Genomic DNA, 22,912 nt, shown 5'->3' on the forward strand with positions numbered 1-22,912 from the left:
TTGGCGCCGGGCTGCGGTCCGGCGCCGTTTTCTGGAACTGCCATGCCCGCTGCCCCGTTGACCCCCGACACCTTGCAGGCGCTGCGCGCCGCCACGCCCGGCACGCGCACCACCGTGCACTTGAACCATGCGGGCGCATCACTGCCGTCCACCGCCACGCTGGACGCCATCCAGGCCCACTTGCGGCGCGAGGCCGAGCAGGGGCCCATGGAAGCGGGTGTGGCCGCCCGCGCACTGACTGGCAAGGCCCGCGACCTGGCAGCCAGGCTGCTCAACGCCCAGCCCGATGAAATCGCGCTGACGGGCGGCAACTCACCCGGCTGGGGCGCGGCATTCGCGGCGTTGGGCCCGTGGCGCGACGGCGACCGCATCCTGGTCGGCCGCCACGAATGGGGCGGCAACCTGGCGGCCATGCGGCTGGCGACGCGTGGCGTAGACGTGTCGATCGAAACCATTCCGTCCGATGACAGCGGCTGCGTCGACCCCGCTGCCCTGCAGGCCATGCTGGATGCGCGGGTGCGCCTGGTGGCGCTGACCTGGCTGCCCGCCAACGGTGGCCTGATCAACCCCGCTGCCGCCGTGGGCCGGGTGACGCGCGCGGCCGGCGTGCCGTACTACCTGGACGCCGCGCAGGCGGTGGGACAACTGCCGGTGGACGTGGCCGAAGTCGGCTGCGACGTGCTCAGCGGCGCGGGCCGAAAGGCGCTGCGCGGCCCGCGCGGCACCGGCCTGTTGTATGTGCGGCGCGATTTCCTGGCGCAGCTGACGCCCGCTTTTGTCGACACCTATTCCGCACCGCTCGATGCCGACGGCGAGCCCCGGCTGCGCGCCGATGCGGGGCGCTTCGAATCCGCCGAGGCGTCGGTGGCGCTGCGTTGCGGCCAGGCCAATGCATTGCAGGAAGCGCTGGATATCGGCCTGGATACGATCCGCGCCCAGGTCGACGCCACCGCCCAGGCGCTGCGCGCCGAATTGGCGGCCATCCCCGGCATCGAGGTGCTGGACCAGGGGCGCGAACTTTCGGGGTTGGTGTCGTTCAACCTCGCGGGCCAGGAAGCGACTGCCGTGCAGCAGGCGCTGGCGGCGCAGGGCATCGTCATCGGCAGCAACGGCGTGCCATACACGCCACTGGACATGACTGCGCGCGGGCTGACGCAGATTGCGCGCGCCTCGGTCAGCTACCTGACGCATCCGGATGAAATCGACCGGCTGGTGCAAGCGCTGCGCACCCTGGCCGGCCAGCGCCGATAAGCCCCATGGCCTGGGCCATTACGCCGCCGCCCGGCGCACGAACGGCGTCCATTTCGTGAAGACCAGCAGGTTGCCGAACATGACCAGCGCCAAGCCCAGCAATGCGGGCGGCGTCCACTGGTAGCCTTCGGCAAAGGTGGACACGCTCAGCGCCACCACGGGGAACAGCACGGTGCAGTAGGCCGCACGCGCCGGCCCCATGCGTCCGACCAGCGTCAGGTAGGCGGTGAAACCGATCACCGACCCCGGAATCGCCAGGTAGAGCAGGGCGCCCACGTAGGCCGGGGACGTGTCGAAACGGAACGGCACGCCCGCCACGACGCAGCCCGCCAACAGCACCGCGGCGCCGTACAGCATGCTGTAGGCATTGCCCGTCAATGGGCGAATGCCTGCGCGCTGCTGCAGCGACGACAGCATGTTGCCGGTGGAAAAGCAGAACGTGCCCAGCAACGCAAAGCCCAGGCCCAGCAGGGTCTCGTGGCTGGCCTGCTGGCCCGACAGTTCCGGCCAGAACAGCAGCACCAGGCCGGAAAAGCCCACCAGGCCGGCGACCATCACGCGCGGGGCGATGCGGGTGCCGAACCACACCCGCGCGTTCAACGCGTTCCACAGCGTCGCGGCCGAGAACACCACCGATACCAGGCCGCTGGGAATCCATTGCGTGGCCGTGTAGAAGCACAGGAAGTTCAAGCAGAACAGGCACAGGCCCTGGCCCAGGCACAGCCAATGTCCGCGCCGGTCCAGGCGTTGCAGTTTGCGCGTCAGCAGCAGCACGGCGAACAGCACCAGGCCGGCCAGTGCGAAGCGGTAGAAGATGGACACCGGAATGGCCACCACGCCCAGTTGCAGCTTGATGGCGATCCAGGTGGTGCCCCAGATGACGACAGTCAGGAAATACAGGAAAAGGTTCACTTTGAGACACCCCGCAGGGCAGAAAAAGACATGAGGGCCAGACCTGCGGACAGCGGCCGGCAGCAAGGCCCAGTCTGCCTCGAACGAAGTCCGAAAAATTGCCGGTTCTTGCGGTTTTTTCTTCGCCTGTACCTGCCGCGCACGCGTGGATCGCAGTAGCATTTCGGTTCCATGGGCACCACTGCTTCGGCTCCGTCCGACTTCTCCGTCTTTCGCACCCTGTCCGCCTCCACCGCGACGCTGGAACGCGCGGCCTCGCTGGGCGAGGGCATCGCCATCTCGCAATGGGGCCGCAGCGCCTGCGAGACGCTGGGTTACGACACGCCGGGGCACCACACGCTGTCGCTCTATCTGCACGGTGGTGAAAAATCGTTCCGCGTCGGCAACCCGCTACATGGCGGCGCCGGCAAGTTCTGCGTGCTGCCCGCCGAACACTATTCGCGCTGGAGCATGAACGACACGGTGCATTTCCTGCATCTGTACATTGCCCCGGAACGCCTGGCGCGCGAAGCCGTGATGCGGCTGGACTGCGAACCACGCACCCTGGAACTGCGTGACCGCACCTATATCCACGACGATTCCCTGACCGATGTCTGCCGGACCCTGCTGGGCACCGACTGGGCCGCGCCCGCCGACCGGCTGGCCGCCAGCAGCGCGGCCGAAACCGTGCTGCACCACCTGCTGAACCAGGGCGTGACCCGCCGCGCCGCCGTCCCCGCGCGCGGCGGCCTGGCGCCCGCCGTGCGGCGGCGCGTGATGGACTACGTCGATGCGCATCTGGCCGACGCCCTGACGCTGGACGAGCTGGCCCGCGTGGCTGCGCTGTCCACCTATCACTTCGCCCGCATGTTCCACGCGTCTTTCGGCGAGCCGCCGCACGCCTGGGTGCGCGGCCGCCGGCTGGCCCATGCGCGCGGACTGCTGGCCGCCGGCAAGGGCGATCTGGCCGGCATCGCGCAGGCCTCGGGCTTTGGCAATGCCAGCCACCTGTCGCGCGTGTTCCGCGACGCGGTCGGCGTCACGCCCGGCCAGTACCGCGCCGCCCGCCGCCGCCACTGATCCCCAGGCGGCCCCCGCACGCGGGCGGTCTACAATGGCCCATCGCCCTTCGCGGCCTGATCGCCTGCCCTGCCCGCGATGCCATCGCCGACTTCCCGCGACCTTTCCTACTCCCTCGACGCCCCTGGCCAGTCGCCCGTGCGCGCCCACTGGCTGGCCGAACTCATCCGGCTGCGCGAAGCCCACTGGGGGCCGCTGGAAGACGCCAGCGTGGTGCGGCAGGTGCGCCAGCAGGATGTCCCGCTGCCGGACCGCATCCTGGCGCGCGCCCAACGGCTGGCCCAACGCGAAAACCTGATTCCCCTGATCGATGGCTGGCGCCGCAGCGCGCTCGCCGTGCTGGCAGTCTTGCTGCTGCTGGCGCTGGTGTCCGGCGTGGGCGTGGCCGCGGGCGCCCTGGGCGACGGTACGCGGCCCGTGAACGTGCTGTGGGCGCTGGGGGCCTTGCTCGGCCTGCATGCGTTGACGTTTCTGCTGTGGCTGGCCAGCTTCCTGCTGCGGCCCGCCGCCATGACGCCACTGGGGCGGCTGTGGCTCTGGGCCACGCGCAAGCTGGCGCGTGGGCCGGACGGCGCGCTGGTGCCCCAGGCCTTCCTGAACCTGATGGCGCGCGCCGGCGCCCTGCGCGGGCTGTTCGGCGCCGTCAGCCATGGTCTGTGGCTGGCCGGGCTGGGTGCGGCGCTGGCAACGTTGCTGGTACTGCTGTCCACCGCCAGCTACCGCTTCATCTGGGCCACCACGCTGCTGGCGCCCGACACCTTCGTCTGGCTGACGCAGGCCATCGGCTGGCTGCCATCCAAGCTAGGCTTTGCACTGCCTGACGCCGCCATGGTGCGCGCCAGCGATGGCGCCCAGGCGCTGGCCGCCGACGCCCAGGTGCAATGGTCGGTTTGGCTGATCGGCGTGGTCGTGGTCTACGGCATCCTGCCGCGCTTCGCGGCCTGGCTGGCCTGCCTGGCCGTTGCCCGCCGGGCGGTGCGCACCCTGGCCATCGACCCCACGCTGGCAGGCCATGCGGCGCTGCGCGACCGGCTGGACCCGCCAGTCCAATCCACCGGCATCGACCGACCGGTGGATCCGCTGCACGAACCGCGCGTGGCGCCGGCCGCGCCGCTGGTCCTGGGCGGCCAGCCCGTACTGCTGGGGCTGGAGCTGCCCGCAGATCTGCCCTGGCCGCCGGCCGAACTGCCCGCGACCATCCGCGATGCCGGCAAGCTGGATACCCGCGAACAGCGCCATCGCGTGCTGGATGCCCTGGCTCAGGCCGCTGCCTCGCGCCTGCTGATCGCCTGCGATGCCCGCCAGACCCCCGACCGGGGTACCCTGGCGCTGATTGCGGAACTGGCCGCGCACGCCGGCCAGACACGCGTCTGGCTGCTGGCCCCGCCCAACGCCGACACGCGCGAGCCACTGTGGCGCGAACGCCTGGCCGCTCTGGGGCTGGCTGCGGGCGCCATTTTGGACAGCACCGACGCCCCCTTGGCCTGGCTGGAGCACGACCATGCCTGATCATGTCATCGGCATCGCGGTGGTGGGGCACACCAACACCGGCAAGACGTCCCTGCTGCGCACGCTGACGCGCGACACCACCTTTGGCGAGGTCGCCGACCGCCCCGGCACCACCCGCCATGTCGAAGGCGCCCGCCTGCGGCTGGACGGCCGCGCCGTGCTGGAATGGTTCGACACGCCCGGCATGGAAGACAGCATTGCCTTGCTCGAATACCTGGAACGCCTGGCGCCTCCCGAAGAACGGCTGGACGGCCCTGCCCGCATCCGGCGTTTTCTCGATACGCCCGAGGCCCATGGCCGCTACGAGCAGGAAGCCCGCGTTCTGAAGAAGATGCTGGACTGCGACGCCGCGCTGTACGTCATCGACGCGCGCGATCCCGTGCTCAGCAAGCACCGCGACGAACTCGCCATCCTGGCCGCCTGCGGCCGCCCCTTGCTGCCCGTGTTGAACTTCGTCAATGCGCCCGCCCACCGCGCCGCCGAATGGCGCGACGCCCTGGCACGCCTGGGCCTGCATGCTGCGGTCGAATTCGATACCGTCGCGCCACCGCTGGATGGCGAGCAGCAGCTCTACACCAAGCTTGGCGTGCTGCTGGACCGCCACGCCGATACGCTCGCGCGCCTGGCCGACAGCCTGGCCCGGCAGCGGCGCGAACGCCACGCCGCCGCGTACGAACTGCTCGCCGACCTGCTGGTGGATGTGGCCGCGTTGCACATCGCCAGCGCAGGCGACGACACCGCGCTGGCCGATGCGTCGCAGCGCCTGCGCGAACAGGTGCGTCAACGCGAACAAGCCTGCGTCACCGCGCTGCTGGCGCTGTACAACTTCCGTGCGTCCGACTTTTCGGATGATGCGCTGCCGCTGCAAGGTGAACGCTGGGGCATGGACCTGTTCCACCCCCAAGCACTCAAGGACATGGGCGTGCAGGTCGGCATGGGCGCCGCAGCGGGTGCCATGGCCGGCGCCGCCGTGGACCTGTTCAGCGCGGGCCTGAGCCTGGGCACCGGCATGCTGATCGGCGCCGCCGCCGGTGGCCTGTGGCAGGGCGTGGAAAAGCTCGGCAAGCGCGTGGCGGGCAAGCTGCGCGGCTGGCGCGAGATCAGTGTGGACGACGCCGTGCTGCGCCTGTTGGCGCTGCGCCAGCGCCAATTGATCGATGCGCTGGAACGCCGCGGCCATGCCGCCCGCGCCCCGCTGCGGCTGCAACGCCCCGACGACGAATCCCTGCGCCGCGGCCCCTTGCCCGACGCGCTCAAGGAAGCGCGCAGCCGGCCCGAATGGTCGGCGCTGGCCAAAGGCCACGAAGACAGCGAACGCCGCAAGCAAGTGGTGCGCGAATTGGCGAAAACCCTTGCTTCGGGCCCCACGCCAGCGCCTTGAGTCCGCGCGCCCGCGCCACCCGCCAAACGCACCATTCCCAGCGTGAAGCAAGCAAGGACTAACCCCAATCCAAACCGATTGACGCTTAAACGAATGCGTCTATAAGATTCGATCTGCATCGGTGCGGTCCGTCCCCGCCAATGACAATCACAAGGGGTTGGATCTACCGTGAACCGCCTTTCGTCGTAAGCAGCAACGCCATGCCCCGGCTCCCGGTGGGGCCAGGGCCCTATCACGTCTGTCGCGCTATCCGCGCATTACGGAGCATGAGGGCTATGCGTACTTTTCCCCACATCAAGCAAGCGGCGCTGGCGGCTGCACTGACTGCCTCGTTGGCATTCAGCGCCGGCGCGGCCGCCAAGACCTTCCATTGGTCGTACCAAGGCGACGCCACATCGATGGATCCGATGGCGCTGAACGAAACCTTCACGCTGGGTTTTCAGGGCAACATCTACGAAACGCTGGCCGGCTACGACGGCAACCTGAAACTGACGCCGCTGCTGGCCGAAAGCTGGGAAAACCCCGAGCCCACCAAGTGGGTCTTCAAGCTGCGCAAAGGCGTGAAGTTCCATGACGGCTCGCCCTTCACCGCCGACGACGTCATCTTCTCCTGGAAGCGCAGCCTCACGCCTGGCTCGGACATGAAGGGCTACGGCGCCAAGGCGTCCGACATCAAGAAGGTCGACGACTACACCATCGAAGTCACCACGCCCACGCCCAATCCCATCTTGCCGCGCGAATGGGTGTTCCTGTACATCATGAGCAAGTCGTGGTCGGAAAAGAACAAGACCACCGAAGCCACCAACGTCAAGGGCGACAACCAGGGCAACTATGCCAACCTGAACGCCAACGGCACCGGGCCGTTCATGCTGGTCTCGCGCCAGCCGGATGTGAAGACGGTGCTCAAGCGCTACGACGGCTACTGGAACAAGGACATCAAGACCAACGTCGACGAAGTCATCTTCCAGCCCATCACGCAGGAAGCCACGCGCGTGGCCGCGCTGATTTCCGGTGAAATGGACCTGGTGCAGCCAGTGCCGGTGCAGGACTGGAAGCGCCTGGAAGACGCCAAGGGCGTGAAACCCCTGACCGCACCCGAAGCCCGCGCCATCTTCATCGGCATGGACCAGGACCGCGACGAACTGCTGTTCTCGGACGTCAAGGGCAAGAACCCCTTCAAGGACCCGAAGGTGCGCGAAGCCGTCGTGCTGGCCGTGGACACCAAGGCCATCAACGAGAAGATCATGCGCAACGCGGCCAAGCCGCTGGGCTCGCTGATCGCCACGGCCATCAACGGCTACGACGAATCGTTCGGCGCCCCCTACAAGCCGGACCCGGAACGCGCCAAGAAGCTGCTGGCCGAAGCCGGCTACCCCAAGGGCTTCACGGTCACCATGGACTGCCCCAACGACCGCTACGTCAATGACGAAAAGGTCTGCCAGGCGGTGGCCGGCATGCTGGCGCGGGTCGGCATCAAGATCAACCTGCTGGCGCAGACCAAGTCGAAGTACTTCGGCAAGATCCTGCTGCAGGCCGGCAACCAGACCAGCATGTACATGCTGGGATGGACGCCCAGTTCGACCGACGCCCACAACACGCTGCTGAACCTGACGTCGTGCCGCGATGCCAAGACGGCCGCGGGCCAGTTCAACCTGGGCGGCTACTGCAACAAGAAGGTCGACGACCTGACCAACAAGATCGGCGTTGAAACCGATCAGGCCAAGCGCAACGCGATGATCAAGGAAGCCTTCGGCATCGTGCGCAGCGACTTCGGCTATCTGCCGCTGCACCAGCAGCCGATGTCGTGGGGCGTGAAGGACAACATCAAGGTCATCCAGCGCGCCGATGACGTGCTGGACCTGCGCGACGTCGTCCTGCCGTAGCCCCAAAGGCCAGCAAGCGCCGCAAGGCGCCTGCCGGCCTTCGATGATGCGATCTCCGGGCGGCCGCATGCCGCCCGGGCGCGCCCGGCCCAGCCCCGCTTGCCGACCCCGGCAACGCGCGGCCCGGCGTTATCCGACCAAGAGGGCATCCAACCATGCTTTCCTTTATTGCGCAGCGGCTGATCCAGTCGGTGCTGGTGATGTTGACGGTGGCGCTGATCGCGTTCTCCATGTTCCGCTATGTGGGCGACCCGATCGCCAGCATGGTCGGGCAGGACACCACGCCCGAACAGCGCGTACAGCTGCGTGAACAGCTCGGCCTGAATGACCCGTTCGTGGTTCAGTACGCGCATTTCGTCGCTAACGCGGTACGCGGCGACTTCGGCATTTCGTACCGCCACCGCCGCCCCGTCAGCGAACTGCTCGAAGAACGCATGCCCGCCACGCTGGAGCTGTCCTTCGTGTCCGCCGTGATGGCGCTGGCACTCGGCATCCCCATGGGCATCTACACCGCGCTCAAGCGCCATGGCGTGCTGTCCAAGGCCTTCATGGCGATCTCGCTGGCCGGCATTTCGTTGCCCACCTTTCTCATCGGCATCCTGCTCATCCTGTTCTTCGGGGTGCAGCTGCGATGGCTGCCCAGCTTTGGTCGCGGCGACGTGGTGGGGCTGGGCTGGTGGACCACGGGCTTTTTGACGAAGTCCGGCCTGCTGGCGTTGATCATGCCGGCCATCACGCTGGCGCTGTTCCAGATGACCCTGATCATGCGGCTGGTGCGCGCCGAAATGCTGGAAGTGCTGCGCGCCGATTTCATCAAGTTCGCGCGCGCCCGCGGCCTGCCCGAACGGCTCATCAATTTCCGCCACGCCCTCAAGAACACCATGGTGCCGGTCATCACCATCACCGGCCTGCAACTGGGTTCCATCATCGCGTTCGCCATCATCACCGAGACGGTGTTCCAGTGGCCGGGCATGGGCCTCTTGTTCATCCAGGCCATCAGCATGGTCGACATCCCTGTGATGGCCGCCTACCTGGTGCTGATCGCCTTCATGTTCGTCGTCATCAACCTGGTGGTCGATCTGTTGTATTTCGCCGTCGACCCGCGCCTGCGCGTACAGAGCAAATAAGGGAACCCCAATGATCGCCCGCATCGCTCCCTTTTTCTCGCGCGCCGCCGACAGCGACCTCTGGCACAGCTTCAAGCGTTCGCCAGGCGCCATCGTCGCCGCCGCCGTCACGTTGGTCATTTTTCTGGGCGCGCTGGGCGCGCCCCTGATCGCCCCGCACAACCCGTTCGACCTCGCGTCCGTGAACATCATGGACGCCAACACGCCGCCCGCCTGGGAAGAGGGCGGCAGCCCGGATTTCCTGCTGGGCACCGACGACCAGGGTCGCGACATCCTGTCGGCCGTGATGTATGGCTCGCGGGTATCGCTGCTGGTGGGGTTTGCCTCGGTGCTGTTCTCGATGGTGCTGGGCGTCACGCTGGGTCTCATCAGCGGCTATGCCGGCGGCCGCGTCGACAGCTTCATCATGCGCATCGCCGACGTGCAGCTGTCATTTCCCGCCATCCTGGTGGCGCTGCTGATCGACGGCGTGGCGCGCGGCCTGTTGCCGCGCGACATGCATGACCAGCTGGCGCTGTACGTGCTGATCTTCGCCATCGGCATTTCCGGCTGGGTGCAGTATGCGCGCACAGTCCGCGGCTCGACGCTGGTCGAGCGCAACAAGGAATACGTGCAGGCGGCGCGGCTCATCGGCATCGGCCGCATCACCATCCTGCGCCGGCACATCCTGCCCAACGTGATGGGACCGGTGCTGGTCATCGCCACCATCCACCTGGCCATCGCGATCATCACCGAAGCCACCCTGTCGTTCCTGGGCGTGGGCCTGCCGCCCACCGCGCCCTCGCTGGGCACGCTGATCCGCATCGGCAACAGTTATCTTTTCTCGGGCATGTGGTGGATCTCCATCTTCCCCGGCATCGCGCTGGTGGCGCTGGTGCTGTCGGTCAACCTGCTGGGCGACTGGCTGCGCGACGCGCTCAACCCCAAGCTGCGCTGAGGACGTCATGGCCCTGCTCAACATCGAAGACATCCGCATTGAATTTCCCAGCCGCCGCGGCACCCTGGTGGCCGTGGACGGCGTATCGCTGTCGCTGGAGAAAGGCGAAATCCTGGGTGTGGTCGGCGAGTCCGGCGCCGGCAAGTCCACCATCGGCAACGCCGTGATCGGCCTGCTCGAAGCGCCCGGCCGCCTGGCGGGCGGCGCGGTGCTGCTCAACGGCGAACGCATCGACACGCTCACCCCGGCGCAACAGCGCAAAGTGCGCGGCCGCCGCATCGGCATGATCTTCCAGGACCCGCTGACCTCGCTGGACCCGCTGCAGACGGTGGAAAGCCAGCTGGTCGAGACCATGCTGGTACACCTGGACCTGACGCACGATGCCGCCAAGAAGCGCGCCGTGCAGTTGCTGGCCCAAGTGGGCATCGACCAGCCCGAGCTGCGCGTGCAGCAGTATCCCCACCAGTTCTCGGGCGGCATGCGGCAACGCGTGGTGATCGCGCTGGCGCTGTGCTGCGAACCCGAAGTGATCATCGCGGACGAGCCCACCACGGCGCTGGATGTGTCCATCCAGGCGCAGATCCTGGACTTGCTGAAAAAGCTGTGCCGCCAGGAACAGGTGGGCATGATCATCATCACCCACGACATGGGCGTGATCGCCGACGTGACCGACCGGGTGGCCGTGCTGTACCACGGCAAGCTGGTCGAGCAAGGCCCCACCACAAAGATCCTGGGCGACCCCGACCACCCCTACACCCGCAGCCTGATCTCGGCCGTGCCGCGGCCGGACATCAAGCTCAAGCGCTTTCCGCTGGTCACCTACATCGAAGACGTCAAGACGCCCGCCAAGCCGCTGGACCTTGCCACGCATTGGCTGGGGCAGCGCCGCGACTTCGGCGCGGCCACCGGCGGCCCGCTGGTGCAGGTCAAGGACCTGTCCATGCGCTTCGTGCTCAAGGCCGCGCTGCTCAAGCGCAATCAGCGCACGCTGGATGCCGTCAAACGCGTCAATTTCTCGATCGGCGAAGGCGAGGTGTTTGGGCTGGTGGGCGAATCCGGCTCGGGCAAGTCCACCGTGGCGCGGCTGATCTCGGGGCTGTATACGCCCAGCGAAGGCTCGGTCAATTTCGGTGGCACCGACCTCACGGCGATCAAGGGCGAAAAGCAGCTCAATCCGTTTCGCCGGCAGATCCAGATGATCTTCCAGGACCCGTTCTCGTCGCTCAATCCGCGCATGCGCGTGCTGGACATCGTGGCCGAGCCGATCCGCTTTCACAAGCTGGCGGCCAACGAAGCCGAAACCCGCCAGGTGGTGGCCGACCTTCTCGACGTGGTGGGGCTGGGTGACCGCGCCGCCGAGCGCTTCCCGCATGAATTCTCGGGCGGGCAGCGCCAGCGCATCTGCATTGCGCGCGCCCTGGCCACGCGGCCGCGCTTTCTCATCTGCGACGAGCCCACGTCGGCGCTGGACGTGTCCATCCAGGCGCAGATCCTGAACCTGCTGAAAGACCTGCAGGAACAGCTGGGCCTGACCATGCTTTTCATCAGCCACGACCTGCCGGTGATCCGCCAGATGTGCGATCGCGTCGGCGTGATGCGCTACGGCGAACTGCTCGAAGTGGCGGATACGGAAGCGCTGTTCGAACATCCCCAGCACCCCTATAGCCAGCACCTGCTGGGGCTGATGCCTCGATTGCAGGCGATGTCCCGCGAGGGGCTGGAAGTGATCGGCTAGGGCCTCTACCCCCCAAGGAGCGAGACATGACGGCAACGCGGCAAACCCTGTTCATCGGCGGCAAGGTGTTCGATGGCCTGGGCAAGATCCTGCCCAATCACGGCGTGCTGGTGGAAGGCGAGCGTATCGTGCGCGTGGCGCCGGCCGGTGAGTTCACCGGCTTCGCCGGGCGGCGGGTGGACACGAGCGGCATGACGCTGATGCCCAGCCTGGCCGATTGTCACGTGCACCTGGTCTACACCGGCGGCGCCGATCCGCAGACGCAGATGGCCAGGCAGGGACCCGCCCAGATCACGCTGACCGCACTGGAAAACGCGCAGGCGGCGCTGCGCGGCGGCTGCACGGCGCTGCGGGATTGCGGCGGCAAGGACTACCTGGAATTCGGCGTGCGCGACGCCATTGCGCGGGGTGTCTTTCCCGGCCCGACCATCAAGGCCTCGGGCCGCATCATCTGCATGACGGGTGGCCACGGCAACCGGATCGGCCGCGTGGCCGACGGCTGCGAGGAAGTGGTCAAGGCGGTGCGCGAGCAGGTGCATGCCGGCTGCGACCTCGTCAAGATCATGGCCACCGGCGGTGTCATGACGCCCGGCGTCAGCCCCATGGATGCGCACTACAGCTTCGACGAAATGAAGGCCGGGGTACACGAGGCCAAGCGCTTTCGCAAAAGCACGGCCAGCCACGCGCAGGGCACCCAGGGCATCCTGAACGCCGTGCGCGCGGGCATCGACTCGATCGAGCACGGCATCTTCATGGACGAAGACTGCCTGCGTGAAATGCTGGAGGCCCAGACCTACCTGGTCCCGACCATCGCGGCCGTGCGCAACATCGTAGCCAACGCCGACAACGGCATTCCCGCCTACGCGGTGGAAAAGGCCCGCGCGGTGGAACAGCGCCACCGCGAATCCATCCAGATGTACTACAAGGCCGGCGGCCGCATCGCGCTGGGCACCGACGCCGGTACGCCCTTCAACCTGCATGGCGACAACGCGATGGAACTGGCCTATATGGTCGAATTCGGCATGACGCCGATCGACGCGCTGATCGCCGGCACATCCCGCGGCCACGATCTGATGGGCATGGACCGGCACGGCGCCGTGCTGGAAGGCAACGTGGCCGACCTGCTGCTGGTGCAGGGCGACCCCACCGAAGACATCATGAAGGCCGCCGACAAGCGCTCGCACGTGGCGGTACTGCGTAACGGCGACGTGGCGGCGGGGGCCTTGCCGGCTTGAGATTCCGCCGACGCGGCCCCGGGCGCGGGTCCGCGGCGCCTCAGCGATAGCGCGGCATCAGCGGCCGGGTCATGAACGCATCGACCGTCATGCGTTCGCCGTTGATATCCACCTGGCCACCCTCGAAGTTCAGATTGGTGACCAGCTTGTCGCCGTCCTGACGCCCCCATTGACTCTGCAGGAACCGGTCGCGAATGGCATCCGCCTGCTGACGCGCCGCCTCGCGCGCGACCTCGGCAGACTGCCCCTCTGCCAGGCCACGCACCGAGATCAGGTCCACCAGGCTCCCGGCGGGCACGCTCAGGCGCAAGTCCAGCTTCTTCACGGTTTCCTTGATGATCGCGGCCGGCGCGCGGTTCCACAGCGTAGGCGCATCCAGTGCCACCTCCAGCCGCAGCGTCGCCGGGCCGCTGGGCGTGTCCACCTGCAAGGTGTCCACCGAAAAGGCCGGCTTGGCCAGCAGGAACTTCATCAGATGCGCCATGCCCTCCATTTTCTCGCCCATCGATGCGCCGCCCTCGACCTGCTCCATCGTGCCGCGAAAGGCCTCGAACGAGGCCAGGTCCACGTTGGCTGCGCGGGCCGTCATGCGCACGCTGGCCACCTGCGTGCCGCGCACATCGATCCCTGCGACCTGCACCTTTAGCGTGTTGTTCATGGCATTGCGCGTACCGCTGGCGTCGGCCGTCACGACCAGATCGCGCAACGTGACCGGCTGATCGTCGATCTCCACCGCCCAGTGCTTGATCGCCGCCTGGCTGGCGCTGGTCACCGCGCCGTCGGCAGCCTGGGTCGATTCGTGCGAGAAGTCCAGCCCGCGCAGGGACAGCCGGCGCGTACGCGTGACGCCCTTTTCGTCGAACGGCTCGGTGGAATCCATCTTCTCGGCCGCAACGGCAAACGTCGTGTGCCTGCCATCCGGCGCCACGCTGGCCCGGGCCTGCAGGCCCGAGAAGCTGACCGTGGTGCCGTCCTGCGCATAATCCACCGGCGCCAGCGTCAACGTGCCCGATACCACCCGGCCATAGCTGGCCACGGCCTCGGCCATTGCCGGCGCCGCGCCCTTGGCTCCGCTGAACCACGCCGCGGTCGAGGGCGTCTCGGCCAACTGCACGCGGGCGGCAGCCATCGCGGGCAGGAAATGGCCTTCGGCAAGCCGGAACAGGGGAAAGGGGCCGTGATCGATGCGCGCCACGAACTGGACGTCCTGCTTGTCGGCAACGCCGTCCCGCTCGGACGGCGCGGCCAGAACGCGATAGCGGGCGTGCGATGTGAACACGCCCCGCTCGAACGACACCTGTTCGAACGACACGGACTGACCCATCGCCGTGAAGCCGATCTGCCGCGCCTGCGCATTGACCGTCTCGGCCAACGGCCCCAGCCCCGCCTCCAGCTGCTTGCCCGTGTACCAGGCGGTGCCGGTCCAGATCGCACCCAGCGCCACCACCGCGCAGCCTGTCGATACCCACTTTCTCATGATGCCCCTTTTGGTGTTGTGATCGTCACATGAAAAACGGGCTGCCGCACCCGAAGGCGCCGCAGCCCGCAATGGGCGCCGGCATCACGCCGACGCATCCGATCAGTGTCCTGAATGGCTTAGCGCATGCCACCCATGGCGCCGCTCATGACCATCATCATGAACTGCTGCAGCGGCATCTTCTTGCCGTTGAAGTCGACCTGGCCGTCGGCATAGTTCAGGTAGGAAACGATGTTGTCGTTTTCAACCTTGGCCACGCCCATGGCGGTGGCCATGGTGCCGATCATTTCGGCCTGGCCCTTGGCGGTCTGCACGGCACGGTCGGCCGGCACGCCTTGCAGCTGCGGCTGGATCGACATCAGGTCGGCCATGTTGCCCTTGGACAGCACCAGCTTGGCGTCCAGCTTGCGGATCGCCTGCATGGCCACTTCCGACGCGGGGCGGTCCACCGATGCGGGCTTGGTCAGGCTGACGTCCAGGTTGAACGTCGACGTGCCGTTGGCGGTGCGCAGTTGCAGCGGCGACACCGACAGGCTGGGGTTGCCCGCCAGCAGCAGTTCGGCATTGGTCTTGAGCAATTGCTGCTCTTCCGGCGTGAAGTCCGGCGACTTCTGCACGTCGCCGCTCTGCATCATGCGACGCGAGGCGCCTTCATACACGTCGTTCAGGGCCTTGAGCGCCTTCGGGTCCAGATTGGTCAGGCCCAGGGCCAGCTGCATGCCCGCCATGTCCTTTTTCTCGACATTGATCATGCCGAAATCCAGCATCAGCTTGCCGCTGATGCCCGCGTCGGCTTCCGCCAGGTCCACGGCCACGGTGGTGTCCTTGAACTGCACCGGCGGACGGGTCTTGGACGAAATCGTCCAGTCCTTGAAGGTCATCTTCTGGCTGCCCATGAGCATGTCGCTCTTGCCCGGGGTCAAGTCGCTGTTGAACGTGATGCCCTTGATGGCCATGCCCACGATGTCGCTTTCGTCGGCCGGGCCCGACAGCGCCACGCTGTCGCTCTTCATGGCGAAGATGCCGTGCTTGGTGCCGGTTTCGTAGGTGACGTCACCCGTCATGCCCGCGAAGGTCAGCGTGGTGGCGTTGCTGGTGGCTTCGGCCGGGGCCAGGTTGAACGTGCCCGAGATGGTCTTGCCATAGCTGACGCTGTAGGCGCCAGACAGCGGGGTCACGCCCTTGGTGGCGGTGAACCAGCCCTTGACGGCAGGGGTTTCCTCGATCTTGAAGCGGCTGGCGACCATGGCCGGCGCCAGCTTGCCCGACGTCAGGTTCGACAGCGGGAAGGGGCCGTGATCCAGTTGCTCGGTGAACTGGACTTCGTGCTCTTCGGCCGGCTTGCCATCCTTGGCAGGCAACGTGAACTTCACGCGATAACGCTCGGACGAGGAAAACACGCCGCGCTCGAACGACATCAGTTCGATGACGGCGTTCACGCCCCATTTGTCGGCGACCTTCTTGAGTTCGACGTTGCCGTCGTCAATCGATTGCTTGACGAACGCTTCGGCCTTTTGACCGGTGTACCAGGCCGTGCCCGTCCAGATTGCGCCCAGCGCAACGACCAAACCCGCTACTGCCGCCTTTTTCATAGCAACCCTTTATTTCTTTATGTGGGAGATAAGCGCTCGGATTATAGGGAGCATCGCCCTAGGGATTACACCTAAATCGTAATAGCCGCTGCTAAATGTTACTTAGTTATACATCCATCGCGGATTTGCGCGAGTGTTGCAGCGCGGCATCAGCTACAATCGCCGCGTGTGCTTTGCCAATCTGCACACGTCCGCTAGGCACTTCGCCGCCAAGCTTCGCCCAATCAGGGCGCTTCCCTTTTCTCCTTATTCGTCCGCCTGGATTGGAGTCTCTCAACTTGAGCGACGGGCTGCCGCTGGAGTTGTTTTGACTACCTCTTCCTCTTTCGCCGACCTCGGGCTGGCTGATTCCCTGTTGCGCGCCATTGCCGACACCGGCTACACCGCACCCACCCCCATCCAGGCCCAGGCGATTCCGCAGGTCCTGAAAGGCGGCGACCTGCTCGCCGCCGCCCAGACCGGCACCGGCAAGACCGCTGGCTTCACGCTCCCCATCCTGCATCTGCTGCTGCAGAAAAAGCTCGAGGCCCGCAAGCCCGGCCGCCCCCGTTGCCTGATCCTGACCCCGACGCGTGAACTCACCGCGCAGGTGGCCGAATCGGTGCAGACCTACGGCAAGCACACCTCGCTGACGTCCATGGTGATGTTCGGCGGCGTCAACATCAACCCCCAGATCTCCGCGCTGCGCAAGCCGCTGGACATCCTGGTGGCCACGCCCGGCCGCCTGCTGGACCACTGCGGCCAAAAGACGGTCGACCTGTCCGGCGTCGAGATCCTGGTGCTGGACGAAGCCGACCGCATGCTGGACATGGGCTTCATCCGCGACATCCGCAAGATCCTGGCCCTGCTGCCCAAGCAACGCCAGAACCTGCTGTTCTCGGCTACGTTCTCGGACGAGATCCGTTCGCTGGCCCGCGGCGTGCTGAATGATCCGGGCGAAGTCTCGGTCACCCCGCGCAACACCGCCACCGAGCTGGTCACCCAGACGGTGCACCTGGTCGAACAGCATCACAAGCGCGACCTCATCAGCCACATCATCCGCGAAAGCGGCTGGCACCAGGTGCTGGTGTTCACGCGCACCAAGCACGGCGCCAACCGCCTGGCCGAAAAGCTCGTGAAAGACGGCCTGACCGCCGCCGCCATCCACGGCAACAAGAGCCAATCGGCCCGCACCCGCGCGCTGGCCGGCTTCAAGGACGGCACCGTCACGGTGCTGGTGGCCACCGACATCGCCGCCCGCGGCCTGGACATCGACCAGTTGCCCCAGGTGGTCAACTTCGAGCTGCCCAACGTGCCGGAAGACTACGTGCACCGCATCGGCCGCACCGGCCGCGCCGGCGCCACGGGCGCCGCGGTCTCGCTGGTGGACAACAGCGAAATCAAGCTGCTCAAGGACATCGAGCGCCTGATCAAGAAGACCATCGAGCGCAAGCCGGTGCTGGACTGGACCCCGCCCGCCACCAGCGCGGCCGCCTTTGACCGCCAGGAACGCGATGAAGACGCGCGCTCCCCGCGCGGCGGCAACCGCAACGGCGGCCGCGGTGGCAACGGCAATGGCGGCGACCGCCGCTCGCGCCCGGCCAACGCCGCGCCCCGCAGCGCCGGTGGCGGCCGTGCGCCGGCGCCGGCCCGCGCCGGCGGCGAAAGCCGTGGCGGCCAGGCCCCGCGCGATGGCAAGCCCGCCGAGCGTCCGGCCCACGCCGGCCGCAACGAGGCCCGCCCGCAGCAGAACCACCGCCGCCCCGAAGGCTCGGCACGTCCCGCCGGCAACGGCGGCTCGGGCCGTCCGGCAGGGGCCCCCCGCGCTGCGCTGCTGTCCAAGTAATATTCCAGGCAACCCTTCCACAGCGATCCACGGACCCGCGCCATCATGCCCCTCTCAACCTGGTTGACGTTCTTCCTGGCCTCCTGGGCCATTTCGTTCTCTCCCGGCGCAGGGGCCATTTCGGCCATGTCTTCCGGCCTGAAATACGGGTTCGCGCGCGGCTACTGGAACACGGCCGGCCTCATCATGGGCATCCTGTTCCAGTTCGTCGTGGTCGCTGTCGGCCTGGGTGCGGTGCTGGCCACGTCCGAGATGGCCTTCAACGTGGTCAAGTACCTGGGCGTGGCCTACCTGATCTACCTGGGCGTGCGCCAGATCCGCACCGACGCCGCGCCCGTCGCGGTGGACGCGGGCGATCCCAAGCAGGCCTCGATCCGCGAGCTGGTCATGCGCGGCTTCCTGATCAACACCATGAACCCCAAGGGCACGGTGTTCCTCTTGGCCGTGGTGCCGCAGTTCGTGGATACCGCCTTGCCGCTGACGCCGCAGTACGCGGCGCTGGCGGGCACGCTGGCGTTCACCGACCTGGTCGCGATGGGTGTCTACACCCTGCTGGCCGCCCGCGTGCTGCGCCTGCTGCGCGACGCCAAGCACATCCGCTGGATGAACCGCACCTTCGGTTCGCTGTTCATCCTGGCCGGCGTGTTCCTGGCGTCGTTCCGTCGCCATTCCTGAATTTTTTCGCGCGGGGCACGCGCCGGCAGCGGCGCGTGCCCCGCTTGTTTTGATGCACGATACCGGACCGCGCCGGACTGAAATGCGGCGTTGAGTAGAATCCTCCGATCATGAACATCCCTCAAGAAGTCGCGCGGCGCCGCACGTTCGCCATCATTTCCCACCCTGACGCGGGCAAGACCACGCTGACCGAAAAGCTGCTGCTGTTCGCAGGCGCGATCCAGATCGCCGGCAGCGTCAAGGCGCGCAAGGCGTCGCGCCACGCCTCGTCCGACTGGATGGAAATCGAAAAGCAGCGCGGCATTTCCGTGGCGTCCTCGGTGATGCAGATGGAATACCGCGACTGCGTCATCAACCTGCTCGACACCCCGGGCCACCAGGACTTCTCCGAAGACACCTACCGGGTGCTGACGGCCGTTGACGCCGCGCTGATGGTGATCGATGCCGCCAACGGCGTCGAGCCGCAGACGATCCGCCTGCTGCAGGTCTGCCGGGCCCGCAACACGCCCATCATCACGTTCATCAACAAGATGGACCGCGAAGTGCGCGAACCGCTCGAACTGCTGTCCGAGATCGAAGGCCACCTGGGCATGGATGCCGTGCCGTTCTCGTGGCCCGTCGGCATGGGCAAGGCCTTCGGCGGCGTGTTCGACATCCGCCGCGACCGCATGCGCGTGTTCCGCCCCGGCCAGGAGCGCCGCTCGGACAACGACGACTTCATCGAAGGCCTGACCAATCCCGAGATCGGCCGCCGCTTCGGCTCGGCCTTCGATCAGGCCAGCGGCGAGATCGAACTGATCAACGAAGCCGCCCCCGCGTTCGACCGCGCCCAGTTCCTGGCCGGCAAGCAGACCCCGGTGTTCTTCGGTTCGGCCATCAACAACTTCGGCGTGCAGGAAGTGCTGGACGCCCTGGTCGAGCAGGCCCCGCCGCCCGGCCCGCGCATGGCCCTGCAACGCGAAGTGCAGCCCGAAGAACCCAAGTTCACGGGCGTCGTCTTCAAGGTGCAGGCCAACATGGACCCGGCCCACCGCGACCGCGTCGCCTTCGTGCGCGTCAGCTCCGGCCGCTTCGAACGCGGCATGCGCCTGAAGGTCGCGCGCACCAACAAGGAAATGCGCCCCAACAACGTGGTGTCGTTCCTGTCGCAACGCCGCGAGCTGCTCGACGAAGCCTATGCCGGCGACGTCATCGGCATTCCCAACCACGGCGTGCTGCAACTGGGCGACGTGCTGACCGAAGGCGAAACCCTGCAGTTCACCGGCTTGCCGTTCTTCGCACCGGAACTGTTCCAGGCGGTCGAAGTGAAGGACCCGCTGCGCACCAAGCAATTGCGCACCGGCCTGACCCAATTGGGGGAAGAGGGCGCCATCCAGGTGTTCCGCCCCGAGGCCGCCGGCGGCTCGCTGCTGCTGGGCGCGGTCGGCCAGCTGCAGTTCGAAGTGGTCGCCCACCGCTTGAAAACCGAGTACGGCGTAGACGCCCGGATGCTGCCTTCGCGCTACACAATGGCACGTTGGATTACGTCTGAAAACCCCAAGGCGCTGCGCAAGTTCATGGATGCCAATGCGGCTCATATCGCCTATGATGTGGTCGATGCGGCGGCGTTTTTGATCAGTTCTCCTGCGCAGTTGCGCGTAGCCGAAGAACTGTATCCGGATGTGAAATTCCACGCCATGCGAGAGCACGGCGGCAAGGTCTTCGGAGACAAGGCGTAGACCCGTTCGGGTACCGCACGGCACATGAGGGTAGCAATGTCTTGGCGTTTATTATTCGCAACGCTTCTGCTGGCGCTCGGCGCGTCGGCCTGGGGCGGTATTCAATTGGGTGACTGGCTGGTGGCGCATGCGCCGCCCGCCGTGCCTGCGCCCGGCCAGGATGCGGCCGCGTCGCAGCAGCCCGTGCTCGACGCCAACGGGCGTCCCTACGTGGCCCAGCCGCCGCAGCCGCGCATCGACGGCACGCTCGGCGTGCCCGACAAGCCCTCCGATCGCGAATGGGCCATCAACACGGTGTCCCTGTTCGACACCGTCAGCGACCCGGCCGTGAAGCTCTCGCGCGAACGCATCACCCAGGAACAGGCGCGCGAAATCGCTGCCGCCTCCGAAGTGCCGCTGCCGCAGGGCTCGTCCGACGTCAGCACGCTCGACCTGCAAGCCCCTGGCACCGGCACCGCCGTCAATGGCGGCCAAACCCAGCAGGCGCCCGCCCAGGTTCAGGCCGGCGGCTACGGCAATCCGCAACTGGTGCAGCCGCCCCCGCCCAACTCATCGCCCGCACCGGGCGCACCCGGTTGGCAAGATGCGCTCAAGCGCGAACTGGCGCAGTGCGCCTCCCAAGGCTTCTTCGAGCGCCCCTCGTGTTCCTGGGCGGCGCGCAACAAGTACTGTGCGCCCAACCGCGCCTGGGGCACGATGGCCGAATGCCCGGCTCGTCCGCAGTAAGCCGATCCCCCTTGCCGCGCATGGCGCGCAGGTAAAAAAAAATGGCGCCCCCAGGGGCGCCATTTTCATGCCGCGATGACAATCACTCGGGCACGGACATCTGGCTTTGCAGGTAGTTCTGCAGGCCGACCTTGTCGATCAGGTCGATCTGGGTTTCCAGATAGTCGATGTGCTCTTCCGTGTCGTCCAGGATGTCCTGGAACAGATCGCGCGACACGTAGTCACGCACGGATTCGCAGTGGGCAATGGCTTCACGCACGGTGGCGTGGGCAGCTTGTTCCAGCTTCAGGTCACAGGCCAGCAGCTCGGGCACGTCTTCGCCGATCAGCAGCTTATGCAGGTCTTGCAGGTTGGGCAGGCCGTCGAGCATGAAGATGCGCGCGATCAGGCGATCGGCATGCTTCATTTCACCGATGGACTCTTCGTATTCGTGCTTGCCCAGCTTGTCGAAGCCCCAGTGGTTCAGCATGCGGGCATGCAGGAAATACTGGTTGATGGCCGTCAGTTCGTTGGTCAGTTGCTTGTTCAGGAACTGGATGACGGTTTTATCGCCTTTCATAATGGACTCCTTGCAGTCAGGCGCGACGCGCATCGCATCGCGACAAGAAGCGCACGATGCCGCGAGTACGCAACCCCGGCAGACTACCATCCTGCGCAGGGCCGCGACTAGCCTTGGCGTGCATTTGGTAAACCGCTTTACGAGCGCTACAAGAAAGCGACAGACAAATGAGAATGAGTATGTGTGCGTGATGATTTGCAGGCACGGCGCAGGTTATTCGCGCCTTGCAAGCACGCGCATCGCGCGAATCCGCCCATATTCACGGCGGTATCACGCGATACTCACATCATCACTCGGCGGTTTTGTGCATCGATGTCCGCCGACGCGCCACGTTGTGCCTGAACAACCCGCGGCAACGCCTTGCCCATCAAGGCGCGCGCCGCGTTGCCAGCCAGATGCCGAACGCGATCGGAACGATACCCAGCAAGTCCAGCCACGACACCGATTCGCGCAGCACCAGCCAGCCGAACAGCAGGCCCAGAGGCGGCATCAGGAAATGCAGCGCACTGGCCGCGGTGGCGCTGGCGCGGCCCAGGATCATGAACCACAGGTAGTAGCCGCCAATGGACACCGCCACGATCATGTAGGCCATGCTCCAGAACAAGCTGGCCGTGAAACGCGCTTCGGCCAGGTTATCGTGCAGCAGGGCAATGGGCAGCATCGCGACGGCGCCCGCCAAGGATTGAATGCCGGTGGCGGTCCACAGGCCTGTCGTGGGCTTCAGGCGCTTGTAGAGCAAGGTGCCTGCCACCAGCGCCAGCAGGCCACCCGTGACCAGCAGCGTGCCATGCAGGTCCTCTTGCATGCCCGACAGGCGCGATCGCAGCACCAGCGCCACGCCGGCCAGGCCCAGGCACAGACCCAGCAACTTGCGCCAGCCCAGCCGCTCGCCCAGCACAGGTCCGGCCAACACGCCGATCAATAACGGATTGGTGCTGATCAGCACGGCCGTGAAGGCAGACGACACCGTGGTCATGCCGCTCCAGCTCAAGCCCAGGTACAGCGCGTTGTTCAGCACGCCCAGCAGCACCAACGACGCGACGTCACGGCCAGTGGGACGCGCCCAGCGGCCGCTCGCCACCGCCACCCCCAGCATCAGTATTCCCGCGATCAGGAAGCGCACCGTCAGCAGCGTCAGCGGAGGACAGTCGCGCACCGCAATCTTGGCCGCGGCGAATGCAGAACTCCACAAAAAGCAGAAAGCCGCGATGGGCGCCCAGGCCACGCCCATGGGCGTGCCATCGGGTGAGGCCGCGGGGAGCGAAGCGGGAAGGGCAGAGGAGGCCTTCATGGGCAGGTCCAAGGTAGACA

General features: G+C 66.6%; 18 protein-coding genes. 13 read left to right on the top strand and 5 right to left on the bottom strand.

Translation table 11 applies throughout. The annotated features are described in order from the left end of the window. Nucleotides 1–42 precede the first annotated feature (42 nt). The gene (locus U858_RS0125510) at nt 43–1,251 is read left to right on the top strand and encodes an aminotransferase class V-fold PLP-dependent enzyme (RefSeq protein WP_025139959.1); all 1,209 of its coding nucleotides are present in this window, start codon (nt 43–45) and stop codon (nt 1,249–1,251) included. A gap of 18 nt (nt 1,252–1,269) precedes the next feature. Here U858_RS0125510 and U858_RS0125515 read toward each other — a convergent pair whose 3' ends face one another. After that, nucleotides 1,270–2,163: a DMT family transporter gene (locus tag U858_RS0125515; protein ID WP_025139960.1), complete on the bottom strand. Its 894-nt coding sequence runs from the start codon at nt 2,161–2,163 to the stop codon at nt 1,270–1,272. Between the two features lie 171 nt (nt 2,164–2,334). On the opposite strand from U858_RS0125515, the gene U858_RS0125520 reads away from it, so the two are divergent. From U858_RS0125520 to U858_RS0125555, 8 genes are all read left to right on the top strand, one after another. After that, entirely contained in the window at nt 2,335–3,222 is an 888-nt protein-coding gene (locus U858_RS0125520; protein WP_025139961.1) for a helix-turn-helix domain-containing protein, read from the top strand. 78 nt (nt 3,223–3,300) lie between these two features. Further along, nucleotides 3,301–4,731, top strand: coding sequence for a DUF2868 domain-containing protein (locus tag U858_RS0125525; protein ID WP_025139962.1), 1,431 nt, complete (start codon nt 3,301–3,303; stop codon nt 4,729–4,731). Beyond that, the gene (locus U858_RS0125530; protein WP_025139963.1) at nt 4,724–6,112 is read left to right on the top strand and encodes a GTPase/DUF3482 domain-containing protein; all 1,389 of its coding nucleotides are present in this window, start codon (nt 4,724–4,726) and stop codon (nt 6,110–6,112) included. Before U858_RS0125525 ends, U858_RS0125530 begins: the two co-directional genes overlap by 8 nt. 275 nt (nt 6,113–6,387) lie before the next feature. After that, on the top strand, nt 6,388–7,995 hold the full coding sequence (locus U858_RS0125535; RefSeq protein WP_025139964.1) for an ABC transporter substrate-binding protein: 1,608 nt from the start codon (nt 6,388–6,390) through the stop codon (nt 7,993–7,995). Between the two features lie 155 nt (nt 7,996–8,150). Next, the gene (locus U858_RS0125540; RefSeq protein WP_025139965.1) at nt 8,151–9,122 is read left to right on the top strand and encodes an ABC transporter permease; all 972 of its coding nucleotides are present in this window, start codon (nt 8,151–8,153) and stop codon (nt 9,120–9,122) included. A gap of 10 nt (nt 9,123–9,132) precedes the next feature. Then, nucleotides 9,133–10,059 (top strand): ABC transporter permease, encoded by a 927-nt coding sequence (locus tag U858_RS0125545; protein ID WP_025139966.1) that lies wholly within the window; start codon nt 9,133–9,135, stop codon nt 10,057–10,059. 7 nt (nt 10,060–10,066) lie between these two features. Next, nucleotides 10,067–11,794, top strand: coding sequence for an ABC transporter ATP-binding protein (locus U858_RS0125550; protein ID WP_025139967.1), 1,728 nt, complete (start codon nt 10,067–10,069; stop codon nt 11,792–11,794). A 26-nt stretch (nt 11,795–11,820) separates the two neighbouring features. Further along, nucleotides 11,821–13,029, top strand: coding sequence for an amidohydrolase family protein (locus U858_RS0125555; protein ID WP_025139968.1), 1,209 nt, complete (start codon nt 11,821–11,823; stop codon nt 13,027–13,029). Between the two features lie 40 nt (nt 13,030–13,069). Here the strand turns inward: U858_RS0125555 and U858_RS0125560 are convergent, their stop codons facing one another. Further along, a complete protein-coding gene (locus U858_RS0125560; protein ID WP_025139969.1) occupies nt 13,070–14,506 on the bottom strand; it encodes a YdgA family protein in 1,437 nt (478 codons plus the stop codon). A 119-nt stretch (nt 14,507–14,625) separates the two neighbouring features. Beyond that, the gene (locus U858_RS0125565; RefSeq protein ID WP_025139970.1) at nt 14,626–16,098 is read right to left on the bottom strand and encodes a YdgA family protein; all 1,473 of its coding nucleotides are present in this window, start codon (nt 16,096–16,098) and stop codon (nt 14,626–14,628) included. Nucleotides 16,099–16,405: 307 nt separating this feature from the next. Between U858_RS0125565 and U858_RS0125570 the strand changes: the two genes are divergently transcribed. From U858_RS0125570 to U858_RS0125585, 4 genes are all read left to right on the top strand, one after another. Next, nucleotides 16,406–17,923, top strand: a complete 1,518-nt coding sequence (locus U858_RS0125570; protein ID WP_025139971.1) for a DEAD/DEAH box helicase — start codon at nt 16,406–16,408, stop codon at nt 17,921–17,923. A 45-nt stretch (nt 17,924–17,968) separates the two neighbouring features. After that, entirely contained in the window at nt 17,969–18,598 is a 630-nt protein-coding gene (locus tag U858_RS0125575; protein WP_006386996.1) for a LysE family translocator, read from the top strand. 110 nt (nt 18,599–18,708) lie between these two features. After that, nucleotides 18,709–20,316: a peptide chain release factor 3 gene (locus tag U858_RS0125580; protein WP_025139972.1), complete on the top strand. Its 1,608-nt coding sequence runs from the start codon at nt 18,709–18,711 to the stop codon at nt 20,314–20,316. A gap of 24 nt (nt 20,317–20,340) precedes the next feature. Continuing rightward, nucleotides 20,341–21,042 carry a hypothetical protein gene (locus tag U858_RS0125585; protein WP_025139973.1) on the top strand — a complete coding sequence of 234 codons (702 nt, stop codon included), beginning with the start codon at nt 20,341–20,343 and terminating at the stop codon, nt 21,040–21,042. Between the two features lie 82 nt (nt 21,043–21,124). Here U858_RS0125585 and bfr read toward each other — a convergent pair whose 3' ends face one another. Next, nucleotides 21,125–21,601 carry a bacterioferritin gene (gene bfr, locus U858_RS0125590; RefSeq protein ID WP_025139974.1) on the bottom strand — a complete coding sequence of 159 codons (477 nt, stop codon included), beginning with the start codon at nt 21,599–21,601 and terminating at the stop codon, nt 21,125–21,127. A gap of 367 nt (nt 21,602–21,968) precedes the next feature. Then, nucleotides 21,969–22,892, bottom strand: a complete 924-nt coding sequence (locus tag U858_RS0125595) for a DMT family transporter (RefSeq protein WP_025139975.1) — start codon at nt 22,890–22,892, stop codon at nt 21,969–21,971. Nucleotides 22,893–22,912 lie beyond the last annotated feature (20 nt).

The sequence above is a fragment of the Achromobacter sp. DH1f genome (assembly GCF_000633435.1).
GTDB classification, from domain to species: domain Bacteria; phylum Pseudomonadota; class Gammaproteobacteria; order Burkholderiales; family Burkholderiaceae_B; genus Achromobacter; species Achromobacter deleyi.